The sequence below is a fragment of the Allomuricauda sp. MMSF_3307 genome (genome assembly GCF_030733585.1).
Lineage (GTDB): Bacteria > Bacteroidota > Bacteroidia > Flavobacteriales > Flavobacteriaceae > Flagellimonas.
Genome location: NZ_JASHIQ010000004.1, coordinates 341,706 through 364,662, shown reverse-complemented (window position 1 = coordinate 364,662; position 22,957 = coordinate 341,706). Strand labels below are relative to the sequence as shown.

Annotated in this window: 23 protein-coding genes and 1 tRNA gene; 13 read left to right on the top strand and 11 right to left on the bottom strand. The window is 38.8% G+C overall.

Going from position 1 to position 22,957, the window contains the following annotated elements; translation table 11 throughout:
• Positions 1-84 precede the first annotated feature (84 nt).
• The 6 genes from RBB12_RS12370 to RBB12_RS12345 all read left to right on the top strand — a co-directional run bounded on the left by RBB12_RS12370 (position 85) and on the right by RBB12_RS12345 (position 3,621).
• Complete coding sequence (locus RBB12_RS12370; protein ID WP_306014289.1) at positions 85-663, top strand: Crp/Fnr family transcriptional regulator; 579 nt, start codon at positions 85-87, stop codon at positions 661-663.
• 77 nt (positions 664-740) lie between these two features.
• Complete coding sequence (locus RBB12_RS12365; protein ID WP_306014288.1) at positions 741-1,364, top strand: NADPH-dependent FMN reductase; 624 nt, start codon at positions 741-743, stop codon at positions 1,362-1,364.
• A gap of 11 nt (positions 1,365-1,375) precedes the next feature.
• Positions 1,376-2,104, top strand: a complete 729-nt coding sequence (locus RBB12_RS12360) for a GNAT family N-acetyltransferase (protein WP_306014287.1) — start codon at positions 1,376-1,378, stop codon at positions 2,102-2,104.
• A 149-nt stretch (positions 2,105-2,253) separates the two neighbouring features.
• Positions 2,254-2,877 (top strand): hypothetical protein, encoded by a 624-nt coding sequence (locus RBB12_RS12355; protein ID WP_306014286.1) that lies wholly within the window; start codon positions 2,254-2,256, stop codon positions 2,875-2,877.
• Between the two features lie 18 nt (positions 2,878-2,895).
• Positions 2,896-3,297 carry a DoxX family protein gene (locus RBB12_RS12350; RefSeq protein WP_306014285.1) on the top strand — a complete coding sequence of 134 codons (402 nt, stop codon included), beginning with the start codon at positions 2,896-2,898 and terminating at the stop codon, positions 3,295-3,297.
• A 24-nt stretch (positions 3,298-3,321) separates the two neighbouring features.
• On the top strand, positions 3,322-3,621 hold the full coding sequence (locus RBB12_RS12345) for an antibiotic biosynthesis monooxygenase family protein (RefSeq protein WP_306014283.1): 300 nt from the start codon (positions 3,322-3,324) through the stop codon (positions 3,619-3,621).
• Between the two features lie 125 nt (positions 3,622-3,746).
• Here RBB12_RS12345 and RBB12_RS12340 read toward each other — a convergent pair whose 3' ends face one another.
• The 6 genes from RBB12_RS12340 to RBB12_RS12315 all read right to left on the bottom strand — a co-directional run bounded on the left by RBB12_RS12340 (position 3,747) and on the right by RBB12_RS12315 (position 9,739).
• Positions 3,747-4,913: a serine hydrolase gene (locus tag RBB12_RS12340; protein WP_306014282.1), complete on the bottom strand. Its 1,167-nt coding sequence runs from the start codon at positions 4,911-4,913 to the stop codon at positions 3,747-3,749.
• Positions 4,914-4,975: 62 nt separating this feature from the next.
• Positions 4,976-5,437: a nuclear transport factor 2 family protein gene (locus tag RBB12_RS12335; protein WP_306014281.1), complete on the bottom strand. Its 462-nt coding sequence runs from the start codon at positions 5,435-5,437 to the stop codon at positions 4,976-4,978.
• 4 nt (positions 5,438-5,441) lie between these two features.
• Complete coding sequence (locus RBB12_RS12330) at positions 5,442-6,578, bottom strand: alpha/beta hydrolase-fold protein (protein WP_306014280.1); 1,137 nt, start codon at positions 6,576-6,578, stop codon at positions 5,442-5,444.
• Positions 6,579-6,587: 9 nt separating this feature from the next.
• A complete protein-coding gene (locus tag RBB12_RS12325) occupies positions 6,588-6,932 on the bottom strand; it encodes a 5-carboxymethyl-2-hydroxymuconate Delta-isomerase (protein WP_306014279.1) in 345 nt (114 codons plus the stop codon).
• A 25-nt stretch (positions 6,933-6,957) separates the two neighbouring features.
• Positions 6,958-8,286, bottom strand: coding sequence for an amidohydrolase family protein (locus RBB12_RS12320; RefSeq protein ID WP_306014278.1), 1,329 nt, complete (start codon positions 8,284-8,286; stop codon positions 6,958-6,960).
• Positions 8,287-8,290: 4 nt separating this feature from the next.
• A complete protein-coding gene (locus tag RBB12_RS12315) occupies positions 8,291-9,739 on the bottom strand; it encodes a serine hydrolase domain-containing protein (protein WP_306014277.1) in 1,449 nt (482 codons plus the stop codon).
• A 177-nt stretch (positions 9,740-9,916) separates the two neighbouring features.
• Here RBB12_RS12315 and RBB12_RS12310 point away from each other — a divergent pair, with 177 nt between their 5' ends.
• The 7 genes from RBB12_RS12310 to RBB12_RS12280 all read left to right on the top strand — a co-directional run bounded on the left by RBB12_RS12310 (position 9,917) and on the right by RBB12_RS12280 (position 17,513).
• Positions 9,917-10,366, top strand: coding sequence for a DMT family transporter (locus RBB12_RS12310; RefSeq protein ID WP_306014276.1), 450 nt, complete (start codon positions 9,917-9,919; stop codon positions 10,364-10,366).
• A 38-nt stretch (positions 10,367-10,404) separates the two neighbouring features.
• Positions 10,405-11,037, top strand: a complete 633-nt coding sequence (locus RBB12_RS12305) for an NAD(P)H-dependent oxidoreductase (RefSeq protein ID WP_306014275.1) — start codon at positions 10,405-10,407, stop codon at positions 11,035-11,037.
• 94 nt (positions 11,038-11,131) lie between these two features.
• Entirely contained in the window at positions 11,132-12,610 is a 1,479-nt protein-coding gene (locus RBB12_RS12300) for a serine hydrolase (protein WP_306014274.1), read from the top strand.
• Positions 12,611-12,735: 125 nt separating this feature from the next.
• A complete protein-coding gene (locus tag RBB12_RS12295; RefSeq protein ID WP_293285258.1) occupies positions 12,736-13,245 on the top strand; it encodes a DUF2975 domain-containing protein in 510 nt (169 codons plus the stop codon).
• A 3-nt stretch (positions 13,246-13,248) separates the two neighbouring features.
• Entirely contained in the window at positions 13,249-13,452 is a 204-nt protein-coding gene (locus RBB12_RS12290; protein WP_293285261.1) for a helix-turn-helix domain-containing protein, read from the top strand.
• A gap of 21 nt (positions 13,453-13,473) precedes the next feature.
• Positions 13,474-14,349, top strand: coding sequence for an ABC transporter ATP-binding protein (locus tag RBB12_RS12285; protein WP_306014273.1), 876 nt, complete (start codon positions 13,474-13,476; stop codon positions 14,347-14,349).
• Positions 14,346-17,513 carry a M1 family aminopeptidase gene (locus RBB12_RS12280; RefSeq protein WP_306014272.1) on the top strand — a complete coding sequence of 1,056 codons (3,168 nt, stop codon included), beginning with the start codon at positions 14,346-14,348 and terminating at the stop codon, positions 17,511-17,513. The genes RBB12_RS12285 and RBB12_RS12280 overlap by 4 nt, the downstream gene beginning before the upstream one ends.
• 800 nt (positions 17,514-18,313) lie before the next feature.
• Here RBB12_RS12280 and RBB12_RS12275 read toward each other — a convergent pair.
• The 5 genes from RBB12_RS12275 to RBB12_RS12255 form a co-directional block, all read right to left on the bottom strand.
• Positions 18,314-19,585, bottom strand: a complete 1,272-nt coding sequence (locus RBB12_RS12275) for a site-specific integrase (protein WP_306014271.1) — start codon at positions 19,583-19,585, stop codon at positions 18,314-18,316.
• Between the two features lie 231 nt (positions 19,586-19,816).
• A tRNA-Arg gene (locus RBB12_RS12270) sits at positions 19,817-19,890 on the bottom strand.
• Positions 19,891-19,994: 104 nt separating this feature from the next.
• The gene (locus RBB12_RS12265; protein WP_306014270.1) at positions 19,995-20,861 is read right to left on the bottom strand and encodes a sugar phosphate isomerase/epimerase family protein; all 867 of its coding nucleotides are present in this window, start codon (positions 20,859-20,861) and stop codon (positions 19,995-19,997) included.
• A gap of 142 nt (positions 20,862-21,003) precedes the next feature.
• Entirely contained in the window at positions 21,004-21,603 is a 600-nt protein-coding gene (locus RBB12_RS12260; RefSeq protein WP_306014269.1) for a YceI family protein, read from the bottom strand.
• Between the two features lie 77 nt (positions 21,604-21,680).
• Positions 21,681-22,943, bottom strand: a complete 1,263-nt coding sequence (locus RBB12_RS12255; RefSeq protein ID WP_306014267.1) for a hypothetical protein — start codon at positions 22,941-22,943, stop codon at positions 21,681-21,683.
• Between the last annotated feature and the right edge of the window lie 14 nt (positions 22,944-22,957).

Genomic DNA, 22,957 nt, shown 5'->3' with positions numbered 1-22,957 from the left:
ATTGACCTAAACTTAAGTTCATTTATCCAATAACTGTGTTCCATTGATTAACTTTTATTAATTTACTGAATCAATTTCTAGGTTTTGGATGCAAAGGAGATACTGCTATCACATTTAAGGGAAACTATTGATTTAACTTCAGAGGAAGAATCAATGGTATGTGATAGCTACAAAGAAACCCACCTTAAAAAGAAAGAAGTTTTACTTTTTGCAGGTGAGATTTCCAACCATATGCGGTTTATTGCAGCAGGGAGTTTACGAGCCTATCATATGGATGAAGAGGCAAAAGAACACATTGTTCAATTTGGCATTGAAGGTTGGTGGGTAAATGACCTCTACAGCTATTTAACCGAAACTCCCGCCAAACAATTCGTACAGGCCATAGAACCGACCATCGTATTGCAAATACACCGCGATACATTGAACCAACTTTATGAACAAGTTCCCGCCATTGAACGATTCTATAGATTGAAGTTTGAAAAGGCCTATGTTGCCTTACAGGACCGAACCATCAACTCCATGAGCAAATCGGCCGAAGAGCGCTACTTGGAATTCAGGTCAAAGTATAGAAGCATTGAACAACGTGTACCACAATACATGATTGCTTCCTACTTGGGTATTACCCCTGAGTTTTTGAGCGCCCTTCGAAAAAAGATAAAATAACCCCATTTCTTAAGACACCTTAAGATTAAAGGTTCTTCCATGCAATAGGTTTGCGTTGACATAAGAATCAGCGCATTATGAAAAAGATTATTGCATTTACCGGAAGTACCAGTCACAATTCCATAAACCAAAATCTACTGGAATACATCTTACGGGAGTTTCCTGACAACGGCATAGAAATTCTTGACCTAAAATCATATGAATTGCCCATCTATAGTCCCGAAACCGAAAAAAAAGGTATTCCTATTCAAACGAGAGAAATATTTCAAATTTTCAATTCGGCCGATGGTTTTATTTTGGCCTCCCCTGAGCATAATGGACTTCCCTCCGCTTTTTTAAAAAACCACATTGATTGGCTTTCAAGGGTAGATCAACGTTTTTTTCATGATAAGCCCATTCTTCTTCTAAGTGCCTCGCCCGGAAAACTAGGTGGTAGTACCCACCTCAATATTTTGGAAAGATTGCTGCCCAATTGGGGTGGAAAAATGGTTGGTCGATTTTCCTTAGGTGCGTTCCATAAAACATTCGATATAGAAAATAATGAACTGGTAAGGCTGGAAGACAAACTGGAACTAAAAGCTGTGATTCATAATCTATTGAACTACCACAATCAACCTAATGGCAGGTTTAAAACACAATTAGAAATGGATTCATTTATAGATGAAATAAGAAATAATCTAAAGTCCAAAGGATTTATATAATAAGAGAAATCATGAACAAACAAATCATTGCGCATTTATTTGAACTGTGGGAACAAATTGGAAAACATACCGGTTCTTTTAACAAGGAAAAAGGCTTTGCCTTTACAAAACCAGAGCCCCACTCATGGCCCAGTAAAGTTTACAACATTGAGGTTGACAATTTAAATATCGTAGAGTTAAAGAAAAGAATTCGCACAGGTGAAATTCCAAACTCCATTGGAATACCCGAGTGCGAAAACACGAAGAAATTGTTGGAATCGAATAATTTTTGCTCCACCTCTAAGGTAAAAGCCATGGCCCTAAGCACTGACCTGTTGTATTACGATGATATCGACGAATCCGCATTTCTACTCGTGGACTCAAGAAACAAGGCAAGTATGTTTGCGAAGACAGCATCAGCTTCTTTCGGATATTTGGTAGATACCTCTGTAATTCAATCCTTAATCAACAAAGAAAACATGCAGCTCTTTCTGGGGAGATATAATGATGACTTCCCAAGCTGTGGAATGATCTATTTGGACAAAAATGGTATTTCAGGAATTCACATAATAGGTACCAAGCCGGAATATCAGGGATTGGGCATGGGCAAAAAAATGACACGATTTCTCATAAATCAAACAATAAAGTCAAAAAGCAATAGGGTATTTCTTGTGGCATCGGAAGCAGGTGAGCGTATTTATCACAAGCTTGGTTTTGCCACATATGGTATTTTGGAAAGCTTTTCATTAACCGGACCATAAAACTGTATCTTCTAGTTAAGTTCAATAGGCGTCCCATTTTAAAAAATGGACGCCTTCTCTTTTGTTAGGGTGCTGTTTTTCTTTCTTAATATACCTTAAGCATTCCCTTTGGGTTTGCACGTAGGTTTGTCCTAATAAAATTTAGAACAATGGGTAAGGGGAAACTTCTATTCATCTTTTTAAAGGTATTGGTTATTGGCGTTGGGTTTGGACAAGAACTACGTTTTAATCCCGATGTGGTATTGGGTAATCGATCTATCACATATAAACATTTGGTCAAATACTCAGTCAATCAAAAATTGACCGTCGATAATTTAACCCTGTTCGATACCGAGTACAACACCGATGAAAACAACCTCTTTTTTATAAGAAACACCATTTCATATTCCGTGTTCAAAAATGTGAGTGCAAATGCAGCTATCGGCATAAAGAATCCTGGGGCATTTGGCACTGTATCGATGTCCTATTTATTTCGGTCACCAAACTTTCTAGGAGTTTATACTATGGGCGTCACCTATCAAAAAGGAGGTTCATTGGAGCAATCGCTTGTAATGAGCTATACGCCCTTTTTATGGAAAGGTCACCGAGGATACCTGAATCTGCTGGCAACAGCAAATTTGAATTCCAATGAATATACGAGGGGGCTCCAGCAGGTTAAGGTCGGAATTCAAAAAAAGCTACTGACCACAGGGATTGCTGTTAATCTAGACCAGTTCAATAACGCAAAAAGAACACTTACCAATTTCGGAATATTCTTTAAATATAATTTTTAAATCAAAAAAAATTTAATCATGAAACGAAACAAAAATGTTGCTATCCTTCTTTTTAGGATTTCCATTCCCTTTACCATGCTGATTTATGGTATCGATAAAATTACAAACGGTACTGGGTTCATTGGCAGTTTATTGGATGCCTATAATTTGCCCTCCTTTTTGGTTTATGGAGTTTTTATAGGGGAAATAATAGCACCAATAATGCTTCTGTTAGGGTATAGAAGTAGATTGGCAGGTTCACTGTTCGCCTTTAATTGTTTATTGGCCATACTTATGGCCCAAATCCAGTATTTTTTCACATTAAACCAGTTCGGTGGTTGGACATTAGACCTTTTATTTATCTATCTTGTTGCAGGTATTGCCTTTTTCTATAGTGGAGCTGGCAAGCATGCCATTTCCACTTCTCATGCTTGGGACTGATACTTACCATAAAACAAGGTCAATATGTATGCGGTAATCTATGAGTTTAAAGTTATCCAAGGTCAAGAAGAAGACTTTGAGACGCTGTGGCAAATGGTAACAGAGGGGTTTATGCAACATGCTGGAGGGCTTGGCTCCCGTCTCCATAAAACCGAAACGGGTGTTTATATTGCGTATGCCCAATGGCCTGATAAAAAAGCTTGGGAAACTGCAAAGCAAAAATTACCAAAAACTGCTACAGAAAATCTACAACGAATGAACGGGTATTGTAATGAAATTACAGTATTGTTCAATATGGACGTTAAAAACGATTTATTGAAGTAAGGTGGTACTCGCATTGCAAACATGTGCCCATATCCATTTCTTATTTGCTTGTGGTCTTAAAGTTGACTTCGAATGATTCTTCTATGTAATGTTTAAGTAGGGTTTAAAAAGAATCATTAGAGCCACTACATATATTTAAGCAGTGTGCGGTAGATATCCCTTACCGATATCATATCATTCTCGACTTCCGAAGTATTGACAAACACAATGATACCATGACTTCCTTCCCTAAGAAAATATGCATGGGAAATAATACCTGGATCATTGCCGCTATGCCCGATTTTTTCATCATCAATAGTCCAAAAGACATTCTTTTTGAATTCTTTTGAGGCCGGTTGAGATAGCATTTCCTTGTAGCTGGATGCCTTTAAAATATTGCTCTCCCCTTGGTAACCCTTCATTACTGCCGTCATATACTTACTGAAGTCCTCTATATTGGTCATGAACCCACCATCACCATATGTAATAAACTCATATGTTGGAATGGGATGACCGTACCAATATAATGTGGAAACATTTTCCAGATGATGTGTCTTGGATACCCAACCTGAATCATTCATTTGAAGTGGTTTTAAAATGTGCTTCCTTAAAAACTCAGTGTATTCCATACCACTGGCCTGTGCAATAATATAGGCCGCAATATTAGCTCCCATATTATTGTACTTATAGGAAGACCCTGGAACCGTGTTTGAAAAGCCATTTGACGTATACCATTTTCCATCTGTACAATATTGGTTTTTAATGAATTGGGGTGAAGGCATCATTTGGTTTCTATTCAATAGGTTTACCTCTTTTTGTACCTCCTGTTTGAGTTTTTGGGGCAAGTTTTCATAGAAGGGCGGAATTTTATCATTAAAAATGTAAATCTTCCCATAATGCTCTGTATCAAGAATACTTGAGGTATGGCTAGCAAGTTGACGAATGGTTATTGGCTCCTTTGGATAAAATGGATTCTGTATGGTAAAAGGTAAATGATCATTGATCTTATCATCCAAATCCAGTATTCCGATTTCCTGGGCTTTCATTAGGGCCATTCCGAGCAAAGTCTTGGAAATGGATGCAATAGGTTGGACCGTTTTCGTTGCATAAGGTATCTGTTGCTCTTTGTTCGAATAGCCAAAGCCTTTGGAGTAAACAATACTATCTTTATTGACAATGGCCACGGCGAAGCCTACAAGATTACTGTTTTCCTGTATCCTATTCAATTCCTTGGTTATTGAATCAGTCTGATGTTGTGATTGAAGGGAGTAAACTCCCATTACAATAAATAAAAACGATAAAAGAGCTCTCATACAGTACATTTTTCTAATTGATTTGATTTTTCTGTTTGGTTGTTAATTATTTCATTTAGGAACTACCAATACTCATAAATCCTAGAAATTTTGCCATCCTTAAATTCAAAGAGGGCCATTTGGGCCTCTCCCTCTACTACTTTGCCTTCCTCTTTTCTAATAAACCGCTTGCTCACCGCGATGGCATTCAAACCAACAATTTTATTTTCCACTTGAATATCGACCACACTCCCGTTATAACCGCCATTTTTCTGGTTTCGAATGTAACCGTTGTATAGATCTTCTCTAGAATAAACCCCACCATATTGGGGATGCACATAGGTGAAATCGTCGGTAAACAGTTCAAAAATATTGTCAACGTCTTCTGGAGTCGAGCCCGCTTGAAAAACCTTTAGGTTTAATTTGTAGTATTGGTCCAAAACATAAGAGTTGTCACCTGAATGGTCATTAGATGAATCCTGAGCATTGATTTGATTAAAAGTAATACTCAGTAGAACTACGGCTAGGATATATTTAAGCTTCATTTCGCTATTGTTTTTGGATCAGATGTTGGGTTACATTCTTTTTTTTGGTCAACAGCCTTTCTGAATCCGGATACTTTTTCAACAAAAGATCATATAGTTTAATAGCTTCCTGAAACCGATTGTTTTTTTCGTAAAATGTGGCTATTTGGGATACGGCATAATCTCGCTGTTCTATCAATTCTTGGATGAATACATCTTTATCCATGGAATGCAACAAGGTTTCAAAGTGGTAAAAATCATCGGCCCGCATAGCACTGCGAACAATGGTAAAGCGTGACCAAAGAGAAAGGTCAGGTTCAAACCCATAGCGCTTGGCCCTTTCCTGAGCATAATTCAAAGCATACGCCATACCTCCCGCATTGATTAATTTTTTCAGGTTGTTCGTTTCAAACTCCTGATAATATTTAAAATAGTCTCGAAGACCATGATACAAAGTTGGGTATCCTGTAGATCGGTGTTCCTCCAATTCAAACTCAAAATATTTCCAGTCAAGCCCATCAATGGGGTTTGATGTCAGTTTACCGTTCAATTTTTCGGTACTGTGCCTTACATCATACTCATCGGGGCTTACCGCAAAATAAAGCTGGGTTTCCATGTTGGATGAAGTATCCAAATCATCAATAGCATCAAAAATGGGAAATGGACTGGCCATCAAATAGGCATTAAAAAGTGTAGGTTCCTCCATCATCATATGAAAAACAAAGCTTCCACCATATTCCCAACCAAAAAGCAGGTTTTCGTCCTTTGTTCTGAAGTTTTCGTTCACATAGGGCATCAATTCATCTTCCAAAAAGCCCTTGAAATTTTCATTTCCCTCCCCAAAATTTCGAAACCTATCAGGATAACTATTGTTAATCCCTACAATAATAAATTCCGGAGTCAATTGAAATTGTTGGAACGATTGACCTAGACTGACCACATGTAAAAAGAAACGTTGTCCATCCAACACGTAAACCACAGGGTATGTTTTATCTGAATCTTGATAGCTTGGGGGCAGATATATCTGAACCTCTCGCTCTTCATCCAATATTTTAGAGGAAAGAAGGTGGTTGGTGCCGACTACATTCGGAATACCCTCCGATTGAGCTTGTAAAAACATCAAAACTATTGCAATGGTCGCCGTTATTACTTTCATTTTCATAGTAGAAGATTATACCATGGTTTTGTTACAATAGGTCGCTTTCTCAAAATCCCTGATGTTAATGGAAATAATAGGAACTTCGGGGAACATACCTTTCAGTTCCGAAACAATTCGCTTTGATAAATTGGCCTTTTGCTCAGTAGTTCTCCCTTCCATGATGTTTCCAAAAATGTGGATGAAGTCATCCTTTGCATTCCCAACCATATAGTGTTCAAAGGGATTGATCCGCACCTTAATATCCTCGGGGTCAAACAAACCTGTGGATTCAGCGGCATTATAAACCAATTGCATTATGGATTCCGGGGATTGAGATTTTATGACTGTATTGGAACAGTCGAGTACAAAATGTGGCATAGGTATTTTTAATTTATTTGAGTTTTCAACGATTTAACGATTCAACTTCCTTTAAAAAGCTGTCCAATTGGTCTCGATTCAACCACTTACCTTTCAATAGTACACCTTCAATCGTTTTGGTGTTTTTAATATCTTCTAGCGGGTTTTTGTTCAATAGGACCAAACTCGCATTTTTCCCTTCGGTAATAGTTCCTTCCATGGCCATCGAACCCAAATAACGGGCAGGTGTCAATGTGCTGGCTTTCAAAATTTCATAAGGAGATAATCCTGCTTCTTGAAGAAATTGAAATTCTTCGTGCAAGGAAAATCCAGGAACCACAAAACCAAAAGTGTCACTACCTGTCATCAAGGGAACATCTTCTTTTGCCAACATTTTAGTGAAATTCATCATCCATTCAAAGTAACCTTCCAACAATGGCAAAGCATCCATTCCATTGATTACCTTTCCTTTTAAATTTTGTCGATAGGGATTTTCGTCGGATGCCCAATACGCATAATCTCCGGTCAGCATATATGTTGCGACTTCTTTTTTCTTAAGTTTTGCGAAGCTATTGTCGTCCAAACATTGTAAGATCATATCAAAAACCACCAAGGTCGGGGCAATGACAATTCCACTGTTTTTAATTTGCTGTACCGCATTTTTCAGGTATAGGCTATCACTTCTTTGTTCTTCACCGAACAAGTACACAAACTCTTCTACGTGTTCAATGGATTTCATCCGAAGGGAATACTCCACGTCCATCTCACGCTGGGCATGTCCTATCACGGGAATATCATATTCGGCCGCCTTTTCCAAAACTTCCAAATAAATATCTTTGGGCAAATTATCCGCAATCTTTATAAAGTCATATCCTTTTTTGTGATGCTGTGCTATGATGCGCTCTACATCCGCTCTGGTCTTTAAATCGCTTGATTGTAAATAAGGTCCCGAAGTATAGTAATTAGGCCCAAATAATTTCCCATGATCAATACTATCCCTAATGGCAATATGATTTTGCCAATCGTACTCCGCCATGTTTCTAACCGTGGTAACTCCGTTGGCCAAAAGCAATTTGAAATCACGCTTGATCCCTCCTTCTTTATTGCGCCAATGGTAATGCATCTCGTGCAATCCCGGAATCAGGTATTTCCCAGAACCATCAATGAGTTTGGCTGTGGCATATTCCGATGTATTTTCCATGGACTCAACCCGAAGTATCTTTCCATTGGCAATAACCACCCTTTGGTTTTGCATCACGATTTCTTCATGCATCGGAATTACATTCACATTCTCGATAGAAAGCGTATCGGTTTGGCCAAATCCGACTGAAAGGCCAAACATTATCGGAGTTAAGTTAATGACTGTTGTTCTCATGATATTAATTGATTGATGATGAATTGATTTTTTTGAACCACATGTTTTTTACCCTACCGGTGGATATATGGAGACCGATTATTTCTCCTTGTTGATTACGTGATATTTTGATGGTTTCCAATGGCCAAGAACTTTTAAACTCGTCCGGGCCAACCCGCTCCAATTTAAGTTCCCCATGTCTTGCATGGGAACATTTTAAGGTACTATCCTCCACGTAGAACGTGTAATGAGTATCAATTTCAGGGCTATAAAATGTTCCCATAAAATCGCTTAACTCCACCGAAATTTCACGTTGCCCAGCTTCCTTTTGATTCACCGAATGAACCAACGGTTCTGCCTTTTCCCTTGCTTCCGAAAGTAAAATGCCAACAATGTCATCCGCTTTTTCTCCAAATGGCGCGTTGGAAAAATTGGTCAATACAACGACGCCTAATTCTTCCTCTGGATATATGCAAAGAAAAGTGCGATACCCTCCCACTACTCCGGCATGTTGTATCCGCTTTTTAGCAAACATTTCATCTATATAAATGCCAAGGGCATAGTCAATGGGGTGGCCATTGTTTAAACCTCCCAAGGTTTGAAGAACTTCAAAGGATTGCCCCCAACCTGTTTTGGGGTCATAAAAATTATGGGCCCACTTTAATAAATCCTCGGTAGTGGAATATATATTTCCTGAACCGGTATAGGCCCAATAAGCTTGAGCCATTTCAAAAACACTAGCGTGACTATGATAATATGATGTGGCCCTATTGGAGACGATGTGTTGATTATTATCCTCTACATAGGTATTCTTCATTTGTAGCGGTTCAAAAACATTGTTTTGCATCCAAACCTTAAAATCCTCTCCCGTAATTCTTTCAATAATTTCGGCCAACACCACATATCCCGTGTTGGAATACATGAATTGTTCCCCTGGTTTAAAATTCAAATCCGTTTGCATTTGTAGCAACCTCATGACATCTTCATTGGTTCTATAGTCATCACCTCGCCAACCGGCAAGGGCCATCAAATCGTGAAAATCCCTTAATCCGCTTGTATGTTGCAATAAATGTTTTATGGTCATTGGGTTTTTAAAAATGGGATACTCCGGGAAATACTTTTGAACCGCATCATCAACGGATAATAATCCTCTTTTTTGAAGTAACACAATCCCCATTGCCGTGAATTGTTTTGATATGGAACCGATATTGAACAATGTGGAGTTGTTGTTGGGCACCTTATATTCCAAGCTGGCATTCCCAAAAGCGTTTAAGTATAGTATCTCTCCAGATTTCATAACCCCCACTACTCCACCAGGGTGGTTTTCCAAATTCCAGTCATTGAATAATGCATCAATTTGACTTTCCTTTTTGATATCAATCTGCCCAAAACCAAATAGTGGGCAAAGCAACATAACCCAAAAAAATAGGTTGTGCCGTCCAAGAACTTTTATCAACCTGTATGTCCTATTCATATCCTTCATAATTAAGCAAAGCTATTTTGTGGCAATCGCTTAGCAATTGACTTTGGTTAAGAAACCCAGCAACTGATCAGATATCAAAATTAGCTCTAACCCGTTTCCGATTTCTTAAGCTACCTTAAGATTTACTCCAAGGCATCACTCTAGTTTTGTGAAATCAAATGTGAAATCATGAATCAGTATATCAACATTTTATTAGCTTTTATCGGCGGTGTGTTTTTGGCCATGCAAGGGGGATTGAACGCCCAACTTGGTGTGCAGCTGAAAAATCCGCTATTGGCTTCGCTCACGGCCTTCTTCTTTAGTGTGATCTTTGCATTATTGGCAGTACTCCTTACGGTCAAAAACATTCCAAAGACATCGCTCTTGCTCAGCATTCCCAAATATTTATGGTTTACGGGAGCCTTGTTCAGTGTCATCGGAATCGGGCTTTACTATTATACCATTCCTAAACTGGGTATCTCTACCATGATTTCTTTGGGATTGTTCGGACAGCTTATTTTTTCTGCTGTGGCAGGACATTTTGGTTGGTTTGGGCTACCTCAGGAACCTATGGTGATGAAAAAAACATTAGGCCTTTTGGCAATGACCGTGGGTATTTTGTTGATCACTAAAAGCTAGAAAGAATTAATCATAATATAATTTTAAAAAATAAGAAAATGGAATTACTGGAAAACTTGAAATGGCGCTATGCCACCAAAAAATTTGACGCATCGAAAACTATTCAGAAAGAGGATTTAGAACATTTGAAAGAAGCGGTACAACTATCCGTGTCATCGTACGGACTTCAACTGTACAAAGTTTTTATCGTTTCCAACAAGGAACTAAAAGAAAAATTAAAACTAGCTGCGTGGGGCCAAGATCAACTAACCAATGCCTCCCATATTTTCGTGTTCTGCAACTATACCGAAAGAAAAAACGAACATATAGACGAATATATTCAGGCCACCTCGAAAACCCAAGGCACCCCTTTGGAAAAACTCGAAGGATACGGGAATTTAATCAAGGAAAGTTTGTCGGCCAAACCAGATGCAGCTTGGCAAAGTTGGTCCGAAAAACAGACCTACTTGGCCCTTTCCAATTTGTTGACTGCTTGTGCTGAACTTAAAATTGATTCCTGTCCCATGGAAGGGTTTGAGCAAGAAAAATTCAATTCCATTTTGGGTCTTGAAGAAAGAGGTCTGAATGCTGCGGTGATTGCCCCAATTGGTTACCGATCAGAGGAAGACCACACACAATTCAGAACAAAAGTGCGCAAACCAAAAGAAGTTCTCTTCGAGGAATTGTTGTAGTTAGTTTGTTCAAGATGGCTCAAGGAGTACGAAAAATGTAACCTAGCGTAGAGTTTGTTCGTCAAAATCTTTATATCAAAAAACACATCAATTCATGAGACTTTTCATCGTATTACTACTATTACTTATCACTTTCGCTTGTGGAACAAACCATAATGTCACACTTCAAAACACGGATATATTCAAAAAAGAACATCCCGGTTTTGCAACGCAATTTCAAAACAAGGTAAAAGACATTTATCTTGAAAAGGAAATGTATGGGGATTTCATCTTCGCCGTGGTCGACGAAAACGGCTTGGCGTATTCATTTACATTAAATCGGGAAATTTTAAATGGCAAAGAGGCCTCTCTGGGTAACGATACTCCCATTTATATTGCATCCAGTACAAAATCGTTTACAGGCACCTTACTTAAAATTTTAGAGGAGAAGAATGTCATGGATTTGGGCAAACCTCTTAATGTGTACCTTCCTGAATTGGATTTTAGCGATAGTATTGATACCAAGAGCATTACCATCAAAAGTCTTTTAAACCATACCCATGGGACCTTCAGTACGCCGATGACATGGAAAACAGCTTTTTTGGGATACAAGGATGGGAATAAAGAACTGATACATGATCTCAACACTGATTTTCTATTCGATCCCTCAGGCAGGTATCGGTATTCCAATGTAGGACCAATCGTAGCTGGAATAGCAGCGGAAAAGGTAACGGGAAAAACTTGGAAAGTCCTTATGGAAGACCATATCTTTTCTCCTTTAAAAATGGAAAATACAAGTGCCAATGTCAGTGATTTTGCATTTGAAGACATTCGCCCTTCATTAACCGTGACCAAAGAAATGGGAATAATTGAGAAACGTTTTTATAAATCGGATATCACGATGCACGCCTCTGGAGGGATTATTTCCACTATCAATGATCTATCAAAATGGTTGGCGGCAAATATCAATCAGGATAATGTGCTATTAAACAAAGATTCATGGGGGGAACTGCATACCTCAACCGCAACCCAGGACAAAAAATACTTTACGTACCAACGGTCTGGTTATAGTTTGGGATGGGATATTGCGGAATATGGGAATGATAGGATTTTGACTCGATTTGGAGGATTGGCCGGGATAAGCTTCCACATCTCCTTCATGCCCGATAAAAAGGTCGGGGTGATTGCTTTTTCGAACGATAACAGAGCCTACTTATTACCTCATTTAATGGCAAATTATGCCTATAACCTAATCAATGAACAGCATGCGGACAGTATTTTAAAAATTGAGAAAACCTCTTTCGATAATAGCTTTAAGAGGGAAGATGACATACAATATCCCAATGACTCACAAATGCTTTCAGCCAATTCAACCCATGATAGCATCATAGGAACGTATCACAATGAGCAAAACTGGCCCGACATTGAAATTTACAGAGAAAAGGACCACTACATTTTTAATTGGGGAATATTAAAGGGCAAAATATTCCGAAACGATGGGGGTGGCTACAGTAGCAACCTAGGGGTATTCTCAAGAACTTTTCAGGTCAACAAAGATTCCCTATACACCGGGTCACTGATTTACAAAAGATGAAATGGGCCTATAAAAGTACCTCTTGAAGCTTATCTTTAAGGATAAAAATATTTCATAAAAGAATATTTTATTATTGTTTTACAATAATTTATTATATATTTGCAGAAATATTCATCATCTAAACAATGAAAAAAACAAGAGTACTATCTAAAATGTTGTACGCGGTTACAAAGAGCCTTGCTTGGATCTATTTGGTAATTGCACTGTACGGAGTCTTCTCGTGGTTTACAAAAACCAATATTCAAATCGAGGATACCAAGGCTGTAATCAATTATCCCTTTACCGATGTTTCTTTTTTAATATTGGACAACAACTGGTCGTATTTTCTTTTTGCCTTTTTATTGCCCGTTTTGTCTTATACCTTGTTTTTTTGGTTGCTTTCCGATGTGTTCAAAGTGTTTTATCAGGAAAAGCTTTTTACCCAGCCCAATATTGCACATTTAAAGCGGTTTTATTCAGCAAATTTGATTTTACCCATAGTGCTTGTTGCATTTTCATCATTATTCATTGAGATTGATACAGGAATATTCATCATTGTAGCATTACACCTTGTTTTAGGGGTCTTTATTTTTATTGTTTCAGAAATTTTCAATCAAGGACTGTCATTACAAAACGAACAAGATTTATATATCTAAGTTATGCCGATTGTTATAAATATTGATGTGATGCTCGCCAAACGAAAGATAAAGAGCAAGGACCTCGCCGAAGAGATTGGCATAACCCCAGCCAATTTATCCATACTTAAAAATGGAAAAGCAAAAGGTGTACGCTTTGAAACCCTAGAGGCCATTTGCAAGGCATTGGACTGTAAACCAGGAGATATTATTGACTATGTAGCATAGTTCTTCCAACATATTTTAATCATGAATACATTAAAAATTGATAATGTATCCCTTGTGTACAGCAGTGGGTACAAGGCGCTTACTGCCTTAAATCTAGAAATACAAAACGGAATATTTGGACTCTTGGGCCCTAATGGTGCAGGTAAATCTTCCTTGATGAAAACCATTGTCGGACTGCAAAAACCATCGGAAGGAAACATCAGCTTCAATGGTGCCGATGTGGTTCAAAACCCGCTGGATATCCAAAAGCATTTGGGTTTTTTACCGCAATATTTTGGTGTCTACCCAAAAGTATCCGCTTATGATCTTTTGGAACACTTGGCCAAGCTGAAAGGGGTGGTGAACAAGAAGGAACGTCATGATCAAATCATGAGTTTATTGGAAAAAGTGAATCTGACCGATGTCAAAAACAAAGAGGTCCATACGTTTTCCGGCGGTATGAAGCAGCGTTTTGGAGTGGCCCAGGCATTATTGGGCGAACCCAAGATTGTTATTGTAGATGAACCTACGGCCGGATTGGACCCAGAAGAACGGAATCGTTTCAATACACTGCTCAGTGATATCAGCGAGGACATCATCATTATATTATCAACGCACTTGGTAGAAGACGTAAGAAACCTTTGTTCGCAAATGGCCATCATAAAAAAGGGACATGTTATTTCCCAAGGGGCGCCAAAAGAATACCTCGAACAGTTAAATGGAAAATTATGGAGCACAGCGATTTCCAAAGAAGAACTGCCCACTTTGGAGTCCCATCATCAAATCATAAGTAAGCAATTGGTAGAAAGGGTCATGCATATAACCATTCATGCAGATGATTGCCCTGCCGGCTTTACTGAAACACCCCCTACTTTGGAACACGCCTACTTTACGCATTTAAACACCTCTGCATTGTGAAAACCATTATCCTAAACGATATACAGACCATTGTAAAGCAAAAAGCGACATACGCTGCCCTACTCATTTTTGTGGGCATTGGTTTCCTGACCGGGTTTAAATTCAATATTTCAGTTGGGGACGAGCTTGCCGCAAATGCCTCCTACTCTGTTGGTTTTATGATCGGGCTATTGAGCCTTGCCATCATTTTAATCGCCACTGTACTGGGATTTTCGTTATTGTTCAAAGAGCAGGACGCCAACTATGGTTTGATTGTTTTTTCCACTCCCATCAAGAAAAAAGCATTTGCGCTTGCCCGTTTCTGTTCCTTCTACCTGTTGACCCTGCTCGGTTTTTTTGTTCTGATTATTGGATACGTGGTCGGACTTCATTTGTCGGAAAATGTCCAAATGAACCCTGGCTTTAACCTTTGGCACTTTACATACCCCTTCTTGATATTTGGAGCCATTAACACATTGCTCGTCTGCAGTATCCTATTCTTTATTGCACAGACATTTAAAAATAAACTATTGGTAGCTATTTCAGGTTTATTGCTGTATGTGTTTTACATGATAGCCCTGATGTTCTCCAATGCGCCTTTTATGGCGCAGGCTATGCCACAATCTTTACTGGTACAACGTATTTCCGCCCTAGTGGATTTGTTTGGGCTTTCGGGGTATTTTTATGAAGCCAATGACCTCAATGTTTATCAACGGAACAATAAAGTTGTACCCTTCACTGATCTATTACTCATCAATAGACTAATGTTTGCCCTTTTCTCTCTGGGCACGGTATATTTAGGGATTCGTTCCTATTCCTTTCTACCTAATTTTAAAGGGAAGTCCCAAAAAAAGGGCTCAAGCTTACCGCAAAACACATTACAACAACCTTTTTCTACAACAGCCACCAATTTTGGACGGGAATCAAGATGGCGAGCGATATTCTCGTTCATCAAGGTTGATTCCATTTATATTTTCAAAAGCATAGCTTTTATGGCCATTTCCATATTACTGCTGTTTTATGTTGGTGTGGAAATGTTCGATGACATCAATAAAGGCATCCGTATGCCCCAACTTTATGCCAGTTCTGGCCTTTTGGCACAAACCATCAACAATACTTTTCATGCGTTGGGAGGTTTGGTTCTGGTCTATTTTGTAAACGATATCTTTTGGCGGAGTAAGGCCAGCGGGTTTTCCATTATTGAAAACACTACCTACCATGTGGCCAAAAAACCTTTAGGTCATATTGGGAGCGTTTCTTTGTTGATCTTATCCCTAACTGCACTAATGCTATTAGAGGCAATTATTTTTCAGTTGGTGTTCAAATTCCCGCTTTTTGATTGGGAGGCCTATGTTGGGGTATTCATTTTTAATACGCTTCCCTTGCTTTTGTTTGCCATGTTTTTACTTTTCATCAATACAATCAGCAAAAACAAAACTATAGCACTAGGGGTTTCCATATTGAGTTTTTTGCTTTTAGCGACACCCATTGCAAAAAGTATAGTAGATAATTCCCTGTTCCGTTTCTTCTCAGGGTATCGTGGAACTTACAGTGATTTTATTGGCTATGGTGCTTACCTCATTCCATTCCTATGGCGACTCGCTTTTGGGTTCTCTCTTATCGGTATTTTATTTCTTGTGTACAATTTGATCAAGTCTCCCTCTAAAAGATTGGCGACAGGAATTGGAATAATCGTTTGCATGACCATTGCCGCCTTCAGTAGTTCACAATATTTAGAAAACTATATTCCAAAAAAGAAGAAAGAGCAACAAATCGAAGAGCGTGTTTCCTACGAAAAAAAGTATCGAAAATATCAACGAATACATCAACCCACCATCAAAAAAGTGGATACCAAGATTGATTTGTATCCAAACAAACGATCTTACACCATTCAAGGCGAATATCTATTAAAAAACACCTACGAAAAACCAATTGATTCTGTATTGATTTATGTGCCAGAAGATTTTGAGATTAAATCCCTTGTTTATCAATACAAAAACGAAACGATTCGCATGGATGAGCCGATTTCTGAACTGTATCTGAACCAAGCCATTACACCGAATGATTCAGCTAAACTATCTTTTAAAATATCCTATCAATGGTACCCAATAAATGGCCATGACCCTTTTAATGCCATTGTTGAAGATGGTTCCTTTATGAGAATCAGTCGATATTATCCTCAATTTGGATATGATGAAGGGAAAGAACTGGATGACATCCAATTGAGAAAAAAACATGGTTTGGGGGCACCAACTGAACTACGAAAGCTGGAGGCACCTAAAAATGATATCGATGACACTATTGATCTTAACATGCAAATCTCCACGTCAAAAAACCAAATAGCCGTTGGTACAGGAGAATTAACTGAGAAGTGGCAGGTTGATGGCAGAAATTTTTATGAATTCACGGCGGCATCCATTCCATTCCGCTTTGCCGTTTCCTCGGCAGCATATCAAACAAAAAGTGTGGAACATAACAATATTGACATTACGGTCTATCATCATCCATTGCACAAAAACAATGTTGACCACCTTATTGAAAACACCAAACTCACTTTGGATTACTGTATCGAAAATTTTGGTCCTTACCCCTATACATCCATCAATTATTCCGAAGTCTCATCATTTACCCAAGGTTTTGCCGGAACCGCCTATCCCGGAACCATTTTTATGACCGAAAATATGACATTCAATGCCAATCTCACCGTAGGAGACAATCAGGATGTTGTAAACGAACTTGCAGGCCATGAGGTTGCCCATTTTTGGTGGGGTACCAACCAAATTGAACCCGACTATAGGGAAGGCTATTCCATGCTAACCGAAAGTTTGGCCATGTATACAGAAATGATGATTTACAAAAAATTGTACGGAAAAGAAAAAATGATGGAACGTGTGGCCATACATCAGCAGATTTATGACGCCGAAAAGGGATTGCATGAAGAGAAATCCCTGCTTAAAGTGGCACCGGGAGAGACCTATTTAGCCTATTCAAAGGGTGCCATTGTATTTGTGGAGTTGAGTGAATTGATTGGTGAAAACCAATTGAACAAGGCCTTGAGGAATTTTCTAAACCATAACAGATATCCAAAAACAAACCCGGTTGCGACAGATTTAGTGAACGAAATACTTGAAGTAAGTGACAAATCGGACCACAAAAAAATTAAATCATTTTTTGGTTGGGAATAATTTTCGAGATTTCTGACTTCCCTCTTTTTTCAAAAATTATTGAATTTAGAGTTATCCTTGAGGAAGTAATACAATATTTTTCCTGGAAGAACATAGTCTTCCCTAAAAACAGCCGAGATTGATTAAACGCGGCTTCAAAAAACCATGCATGGATTGAAAATCTGAACACAGGCGAGCGAAACCAAGTTTCGCGCTGCAAGCCCCAGATCTTACCCTTAACTAATACTACTGAGCGAGGCAATTTTTATCCAAATCGCAATTGTATTTTTCCATTTTCCGTAAAAAATGTCTTGATTTTACTGGGTTGAACGCTCTTTTCCGTGAAAAATGAAAGTATGGGCATTTAAGTTAATTCAACAACAAAAGCCTCAGTTTTTCAACTAAGTTAGAGTCCAAAAATTCATTTTTTAGTCAAAAGTCCATTGATTTTACTAGTCTGACGGCCTTTTTTAGTCAAAAATGCCATAAACCTTTTTGTTCTATATTTTTGAAAACACCCTAATTATGGGCTTTTCCGAAGGAAAATGAATCAATAGCACCGCGCAAGCGTGCTATCCTCTTGCTCTTCCTATTTTCTTTGCTCGCAAAGAAAACCTGAAAAGCCCTTTGATGTTATAAATCGATTGGTTCAATCTAGGATTTGAAGTAGGTCATTGCACCCTATTCCAATTTTACTTTACGCTTATCTTCCCGAACACAATAAAATTGCAACAGGGACCAAGTGCAAAAGTCCTGGTAAGATTGGGACTAAAAATATTCAATAGTTTTGGAACCTTCTTATATGCAACGAATTCTCTAGATTAAAATACAGAGTTACCAAATTTCTCGTTATCATCAATTGAATCCGACAGTTTAGATTCAAGAATTGATTCCAAACCACTCATATCTTCACTGATTTTTTTATCCAAGACCCGCGCATAAATTTGGGTCGTCGTCAATTTTGTATGACCTAAAATTTTGGAGACAGTTTCAATAGGAACTCCGTTGCTTAATGTAATGGTAGTAGCGAACGTATGTCTGGCCACATGGAAGGTTATATTTTTTGTGATGTCACATGCGTCTGCGATTTCCTTTAAATAACTATTCAACTTTTGGTTGGAAATTTTAGGGAATAATTTTTCCGGTTGTCTTTTTGGATGATACTGGTATCGTTTTATTATTGACAATGCTGGTCCCATTAAAGGAAGCTTGAAGCTGTTCTTGGTCTTTTGTCTTTTTGTACTTATCCAATGCTTCCCATCTATACCCAATACGAGATTGTCCTCGTTAAGGTTCATTATATCAGAATAGGCGATACCTGTGTAGCAGCTAAAAACAAATAAGTCTTTAACAATACGCAACCGTTCAATCACAGTGTGGTAGGTTTGAATTTTTTGAAGTTCATTTAAACTCAAGAATTCCCTTTCCTTTCTTTCCATTCTGATCTTAAACTTTTGAAATGGATCCCTATCGATCCACTCGTTATCAACTGCCATTCTAATCATCTTGCGTAGGCGCTGAATATGCTTCATTGCACTGTTATTTGAAAGATTACTATGATGATTTATCGGATACAGTTTACGTAGATAAGTTTCAAACCCAACGATGAATTGATGATTAAGCTGAGATAATCTGTAATCATCGCATTTATATTGCTTCTGAATATACTTTAATAGGTACTTCTGACAAGTCTTGTAGTGGCTCAGAGTAGCTTTACAAAGACTATGCGCATTGTTCGTATTGTGATACTCAAATAAATTCTTCAAAGTAAGTTCATTTATGTCTTCTCCAAAATAGTGGGCCTTAACCATCTGTGGGGTTATATGTGACGTTCGAGATCGAAGCTCCCGATAGCACTGAAAAAGTTCGGTTTCCACCTCCATTAAATAGGTGTTGATTTCCTGTGCTTCTTTTGTTCGACCCAGAACCCTCGACCCCTTTCGATCCCATATTTCTATTGGAATCGTGTATTTAAGGCTCATGTTAACTCGTTGTGAATCAACGGTTATACGGGCATAAATCTTAGCAGTACCGTCATTCCGCCGGGCAGTACTTATCCAGAAACTGATTGAAAATGTAGACCGAGTTCTCATAGGTTTTGTATTAAATTGAACTAAAATCACCTACGAAAGTCAAATACTAAGTTGCTGTAATATAGATATTTACAATCTTATTCGGTTAACACTTTGAAGAAAAAAATTTACTAACCAAATTGCAAACCAAAACATACCAAATCAAACCAATTTAAACATAGGTCTTAAAATGTTAAAGCCTTGCAAATCAATAAGATATGCAAGGCTTTGTTTTTGTTTGAACTCTATAAGTGATCGCGGAAGGATTCGAACCTTCGACCGTCTGCTTAGAAGGCAGATGCTCTATCCAGCTGAGCTACGCGACCAAACTTTGCGGGTGCAAAGATACTAATGTAAGCGGTTGTAAAAAATATTTTTTTGATTTCTTGCCCTTTTATTGCAATGCTATCATAACCGCTTACATTGGTTTTTATTGAAACCCTATCGCTTTCAACGCTTTATGGCTGATTTTGATCACTTCCAATGGTTCCTTGTCCCAAGTTCTGTCCTGCTCCACAAAATACATTTGCATTCCCGAAGCCTCTTTCTCGTTCAAAATTCTACCAAAATCAATGGTTCCCTCACCAACAGGGGCGAATCGCCCTTCGTCGCCCATATCCTTAACATGCCATAGTTTGAACCTGCCGGGATATTTCTCAAAATAGGCCACTGGATCAGCACCGGCTTTGGTCACCCAATAGAGGTCCATCTGAAAATTGACATATTCCGGGTCAGTGTTTTCCAATAGATAGTCAATAGGCTTTATGCCATCTTCATTGTCCTTGTATTCAAAATCATGGTTGTGGTACAATAGCTTTAATCCTGACGCATCACATTTTTTCCCCAAGGTTGTCAGTACGTTGGCAAAATCTTCCATGGTACCTTTCATCCCCATTGTTCTGTTCTCGCGATCAAAAGTGAACATTCCCATCGGTGGAACCGGAATGGTAAAATAGGTAAAACCAGCTGCTTTGGTATCGGCGATCAATTGATCAGCATTGTCCAAAGTAACCATTCCCATGTGCGTGCTTACAGGGGTCAATCCAATACTTTCCAGATAGGATTTGAACTCCTCTGGTTCCATTCCGTAAAATTTTCCTTCATTGTAGCCTGCTGCCTCTATGTAAGCATAGCCCGCGTCGGCAACTTTTTGAAGAGTGCCTTTGGCATCTTCTCCCATGTTGTCCCTAACGGTATAAAGTGCAAGTCCACCAAAGTTGTCCTGAGCGTAAAAAGTGGTTGTCAATAGCACAAAGGCCAACGCAAGTATACCCTTTGTCAATAGTAATCGTTTCATTTGAAGTGTTTGAATTTAGTTTCAGTTATTTATGTAGCACACAAGATACTGATTATTGGTTTTATGAAATATGTGCTCAAACAAAAAATCCGTTAGATAATTTTATCAAAACGGATTTCTTTTCTCTAACAGCGTACAATGCTTAGATTTCGCTCATTTGAAGAGTAACATGCACTTTGATTTCGTCGTCAACCTTGATCATACCCAGCATTTTTTTGGGAGCTTTCAACTCAAAATCACTCAATTTCAGGTCTAAAGTACCCTTTACGCAAATATCCTTGGCTTGCTCACAATGCAATAGGGTCTGGTACTTGCGGGTAACCCCGGCGATTTTGATCTCCAAGCCAACGCTCACCATATTTTGATTGACTGATGGGGGATCTACGTACAATAATCTTAGCCCGACTTGCGGATGCTTCTCCGTTTTGAGCAACTCTTGAAAATCCCTGTTGATGGCCTTTCCACCGCAATCAAAACAATCATTGACCAGCTTTAGCTCAGCGTTTTTGAAAACAATATGCTCGGATTTTTCGTCGTAGATCAAACGAATGGGTACCTCCAATTCCTGTAAATTGTATTTGCAGGTAAAGTTATTGACATTGGTAGTACCAGCGATCACTACCTCGCTTTGTGGCTCCACCCTTACCTTAGTCTCCCGTTCAGGGTCGCTAAAGGAAAACCAAGACACAAGCACGAGGCCAATGAAAAGTGTTTTCGTTATTTGTGGAATAGAGGTTATCATGATACTTAAATATAACAATTTTAATGTCCAAGACCTAGGACATTATTGCCCTAGGTCTTTTTGAACATTTATAATTTCTAGAAGCTGATCACCGCTTCCAACAAAAGCCCTTTAAACTGACCTTCGTTGAAGATACTAGTGGTATCGAATCCATCATACTGTTGGTTTACGTATTCTATTTTTGCCAAAATGTTCTTGGTCAAGAATACGCCACCGCCCAATTGGAACCTGTCAATAGTCACTTCGGAACCGGAAGGGTCATCGGAAGTTACCGTATTGTAACGGGTAGCCAAATAGAAGTTTTCATTGTTTCCGAATCTGTAGATCAACTCACCGGCCAACTGAGTAGCCTTTCTATCCTCGGTTTCTGCATTGGTCTTACCAGAAGCAGTTTCAATGGTACCAAAGAATTCCAATCCTTTGTATTTCACAAATGGATTGATCATAAAGGCAGTAATTTCATTATTGAATCCAGGGTTGTACCTACCTGACCTAAAGTTGCTGGTGGCAGATGCCTCTGTATCCTCCATCACCAAGTAATATCTTGATCCTGCACGGTCTGCACTATAAAGGTATACCCGTCCTGATTTGTTGGTGCTGTACATGGAACCTGTAAGTCTCAATCGCAAATCTTCATTGATTTGACCATCGTAACCCAATTTGGCCAAAATGGAAGCTCCTGTAGTCTCTGGGTTGGTAACAGCTTGGTTCAATTTTCCATTGGAAAGCCCAAACATCCCAATGAAACCGTTCTTTCTAAAGTATACTTCCCCACCTACCTCTGTGGTAAAGGCATCCATGATCAAGTTTCCTACAAAAGGGTTGTGCATGGCCTGCGCGTTGTCCGTTCTTCTAAAATGGGCATCACCGTAGTTGTTTTCCATGTGACCCACCTTAATGGTGAGGTACTTCATGGCATTCTCCAAGAATCCAGGGCTGATGAAATCCAAATTATCTACCTGAAAATACCCGCCTTTTACATAAGGTTCTGGGTGGTGACGGGAAGACAAATAGGTCCTTAAGTGCATACGCACCCCTTTGGCCAAGGCCACGTCCAAATCCAAGTTGGCCGTTGCCAAGTTAAAGTTATCCCCGATCTCAATCAGCTCCACGGCTCCAGAGTTTTCATGGTCGATAGCCTGAAATTGCAGTGTAGAAGATCCTCCCACACGTACCTTGATCCCATCAAAAGTGGAAACGGAATCCTTAGGGGCCTCAAATACATTGATGCCTGTTTTGTCCGGGTTACGGAAGTTGTCGAGTTGACGGTTTTGGGAAAATCCCGATAGGCTAACTAGGAAAGCAGCAGCCAACAATCCAAATTTTGTGTATTTTTTCATGATTGTAGATTTAT

Excerpts from the sequence above, each read along its gene's own strand:
- RBB12_RS12365 (WP_306014288.1), top strand. The coding sequence starts at position 741 with ATGAAAAAGATTATTGCATTTACCGGAAGTACCAGTCACAATTCCATA.
- RBB12_RS12360 (WP_306014287.1), top strand. The coding sequence starts at position 1,376 with ATGAACAAACAAATCATTGCGCATTTATTTGAACTGTGGGAACAAATT.
- RBB12_RS12355 (WP_306014286.1), top strand. The coding sequence starts at position 2,254 with ATGGGTAAGGGGAAACTTCTATTCATCTTTTTAAAGGTATTGGTTATT.
- RBB12_RS12350 (WP_306014285.1), top strand. The coding sequence starts at position 2,896 with ATGAAACGAAACAAAAATGTTGCTATCCTTCTTTTTAGGATTTCCATT.
- RBB12_RS12345 (WP_306014283.1), top strand. The coding sequence starts at position 3,322 with ATGTATGCGGTAATCTATGAGTTTAAAGTTATCCAAGGTCAAGAAGAA.
- RBB12_RS12340 (WP_306014282.1), bottom strand. The coding sequence starts at position 4,913 with ATGAGAGCTCTTTTATCGTTTTTATTTATTGTAATGGGAGTTTACTCC.
- RBB12_RS12335 (WP_306014281.1), bottom strand. The coding sequence starts at position 5,437 with ATGAAGCTTAAATATATCCTAGCCGTAGTTCTACTGAGTATTACTTTT.
- RBB12_RS12330 (WP_306014280.1), bottom strand. The coding sequence starts at position 6,578 with ATGAAAATGAAAGTAATAACGGCGACCATTGCAATAGTTTTGATGTTT.
- RBB12_RS12325 (WP_306014279.1), bottom strand. The coding sequence starts at position 6,932 with ATGCCACATTTTGTACTCGACTGTTCCAATACAGTCATAAAATCTCAA.
- RBB12_RS12320 (WP_306014278.1), bottom strand. The coding sequence starts at position 8,286 with ATGAGAACAACAGTCATTAACTTAACTCCGATAATGTTTGGCCTTTCA.
- RBB12_RS12315 (WP_306014277.1), bottom strand. The coding sequence starts at position 9,739 with ATGAATAGGACATACAGGTTGATAAAAGTTCTTGGACGGCACAACCTA.
- RBB12_RS12310 (WP_306014276.1), top strand. The coding sequence starts at position 9,917 with ATGAATCAGTATATCAACATTTTATTAGCTTTTATCGGCGGTGTGTTT.
- RBB12_RS12305 (WP_306014275.1), top strand. The coding sequence starts at position 10,405 with ATGGAATTACTGGAAAACTTGAAATGGCGCTATGCCACCAAAAAATTT.
- RBB12_RS12300 (WP_306014274.1), top strand. The coding sequence starts at position 11,132 with ATGAGACTTTTCATCGTATTACTACTATTACTTATCACTTTCGCTTGT.
- RBB12_RS12295 (WP_293285258.1), top strand. The coding sequence starts at position 12,736 with ATGAAAAAAACAAGAGTACTATCTAAAATGTTGTACGCGGTTACAAAG.
- RBB12_RS12290 (WP_293285261.1), top strand. The coding sequence starts at position 13,249 with ATGCCGATTGTTATAAATATTGATGTGATGCTCGCCAAACGAAAGATA.
- RBB12_RS12285 (WP_306014273.1), top strand. The coding sequence starts at position 13,474 with ATGAATACATTAAAAATTGATAATGTATCCCTTGTGTACAGCAGTGGG.
- RBB12_RS12275 (WP_306014271.1), bottom strand. The coding sequence starts at position 19,585 with ATGAGAACTCGGTCTACATTTTCAATCAGTTTCTGGATAAGTACTGCC.
- RBB12_RS12265 (WP_306014270.1), bottom strand. The coding sequence starts at position 20,861 with ATGAAACGATTACTATTGACAAAGGGTATACTTGCGTTGGCCTTTGTG.
- RBB12_RS12260 (WP_306014269.1), bottom strand. The coding sequence starts at position 21,603 with ATGATAACCTCTATTCCACAAATAACGAAAACACTTTTCATTGGCCTC.
- RBB12_RS12255 (WP_306014267.1), bottom strand. The coding sequence starts at position 22,943 with ATGAAAAAATACACAAAATTTGGATTGTTGGCTGCTGCTTTCCTAGTT.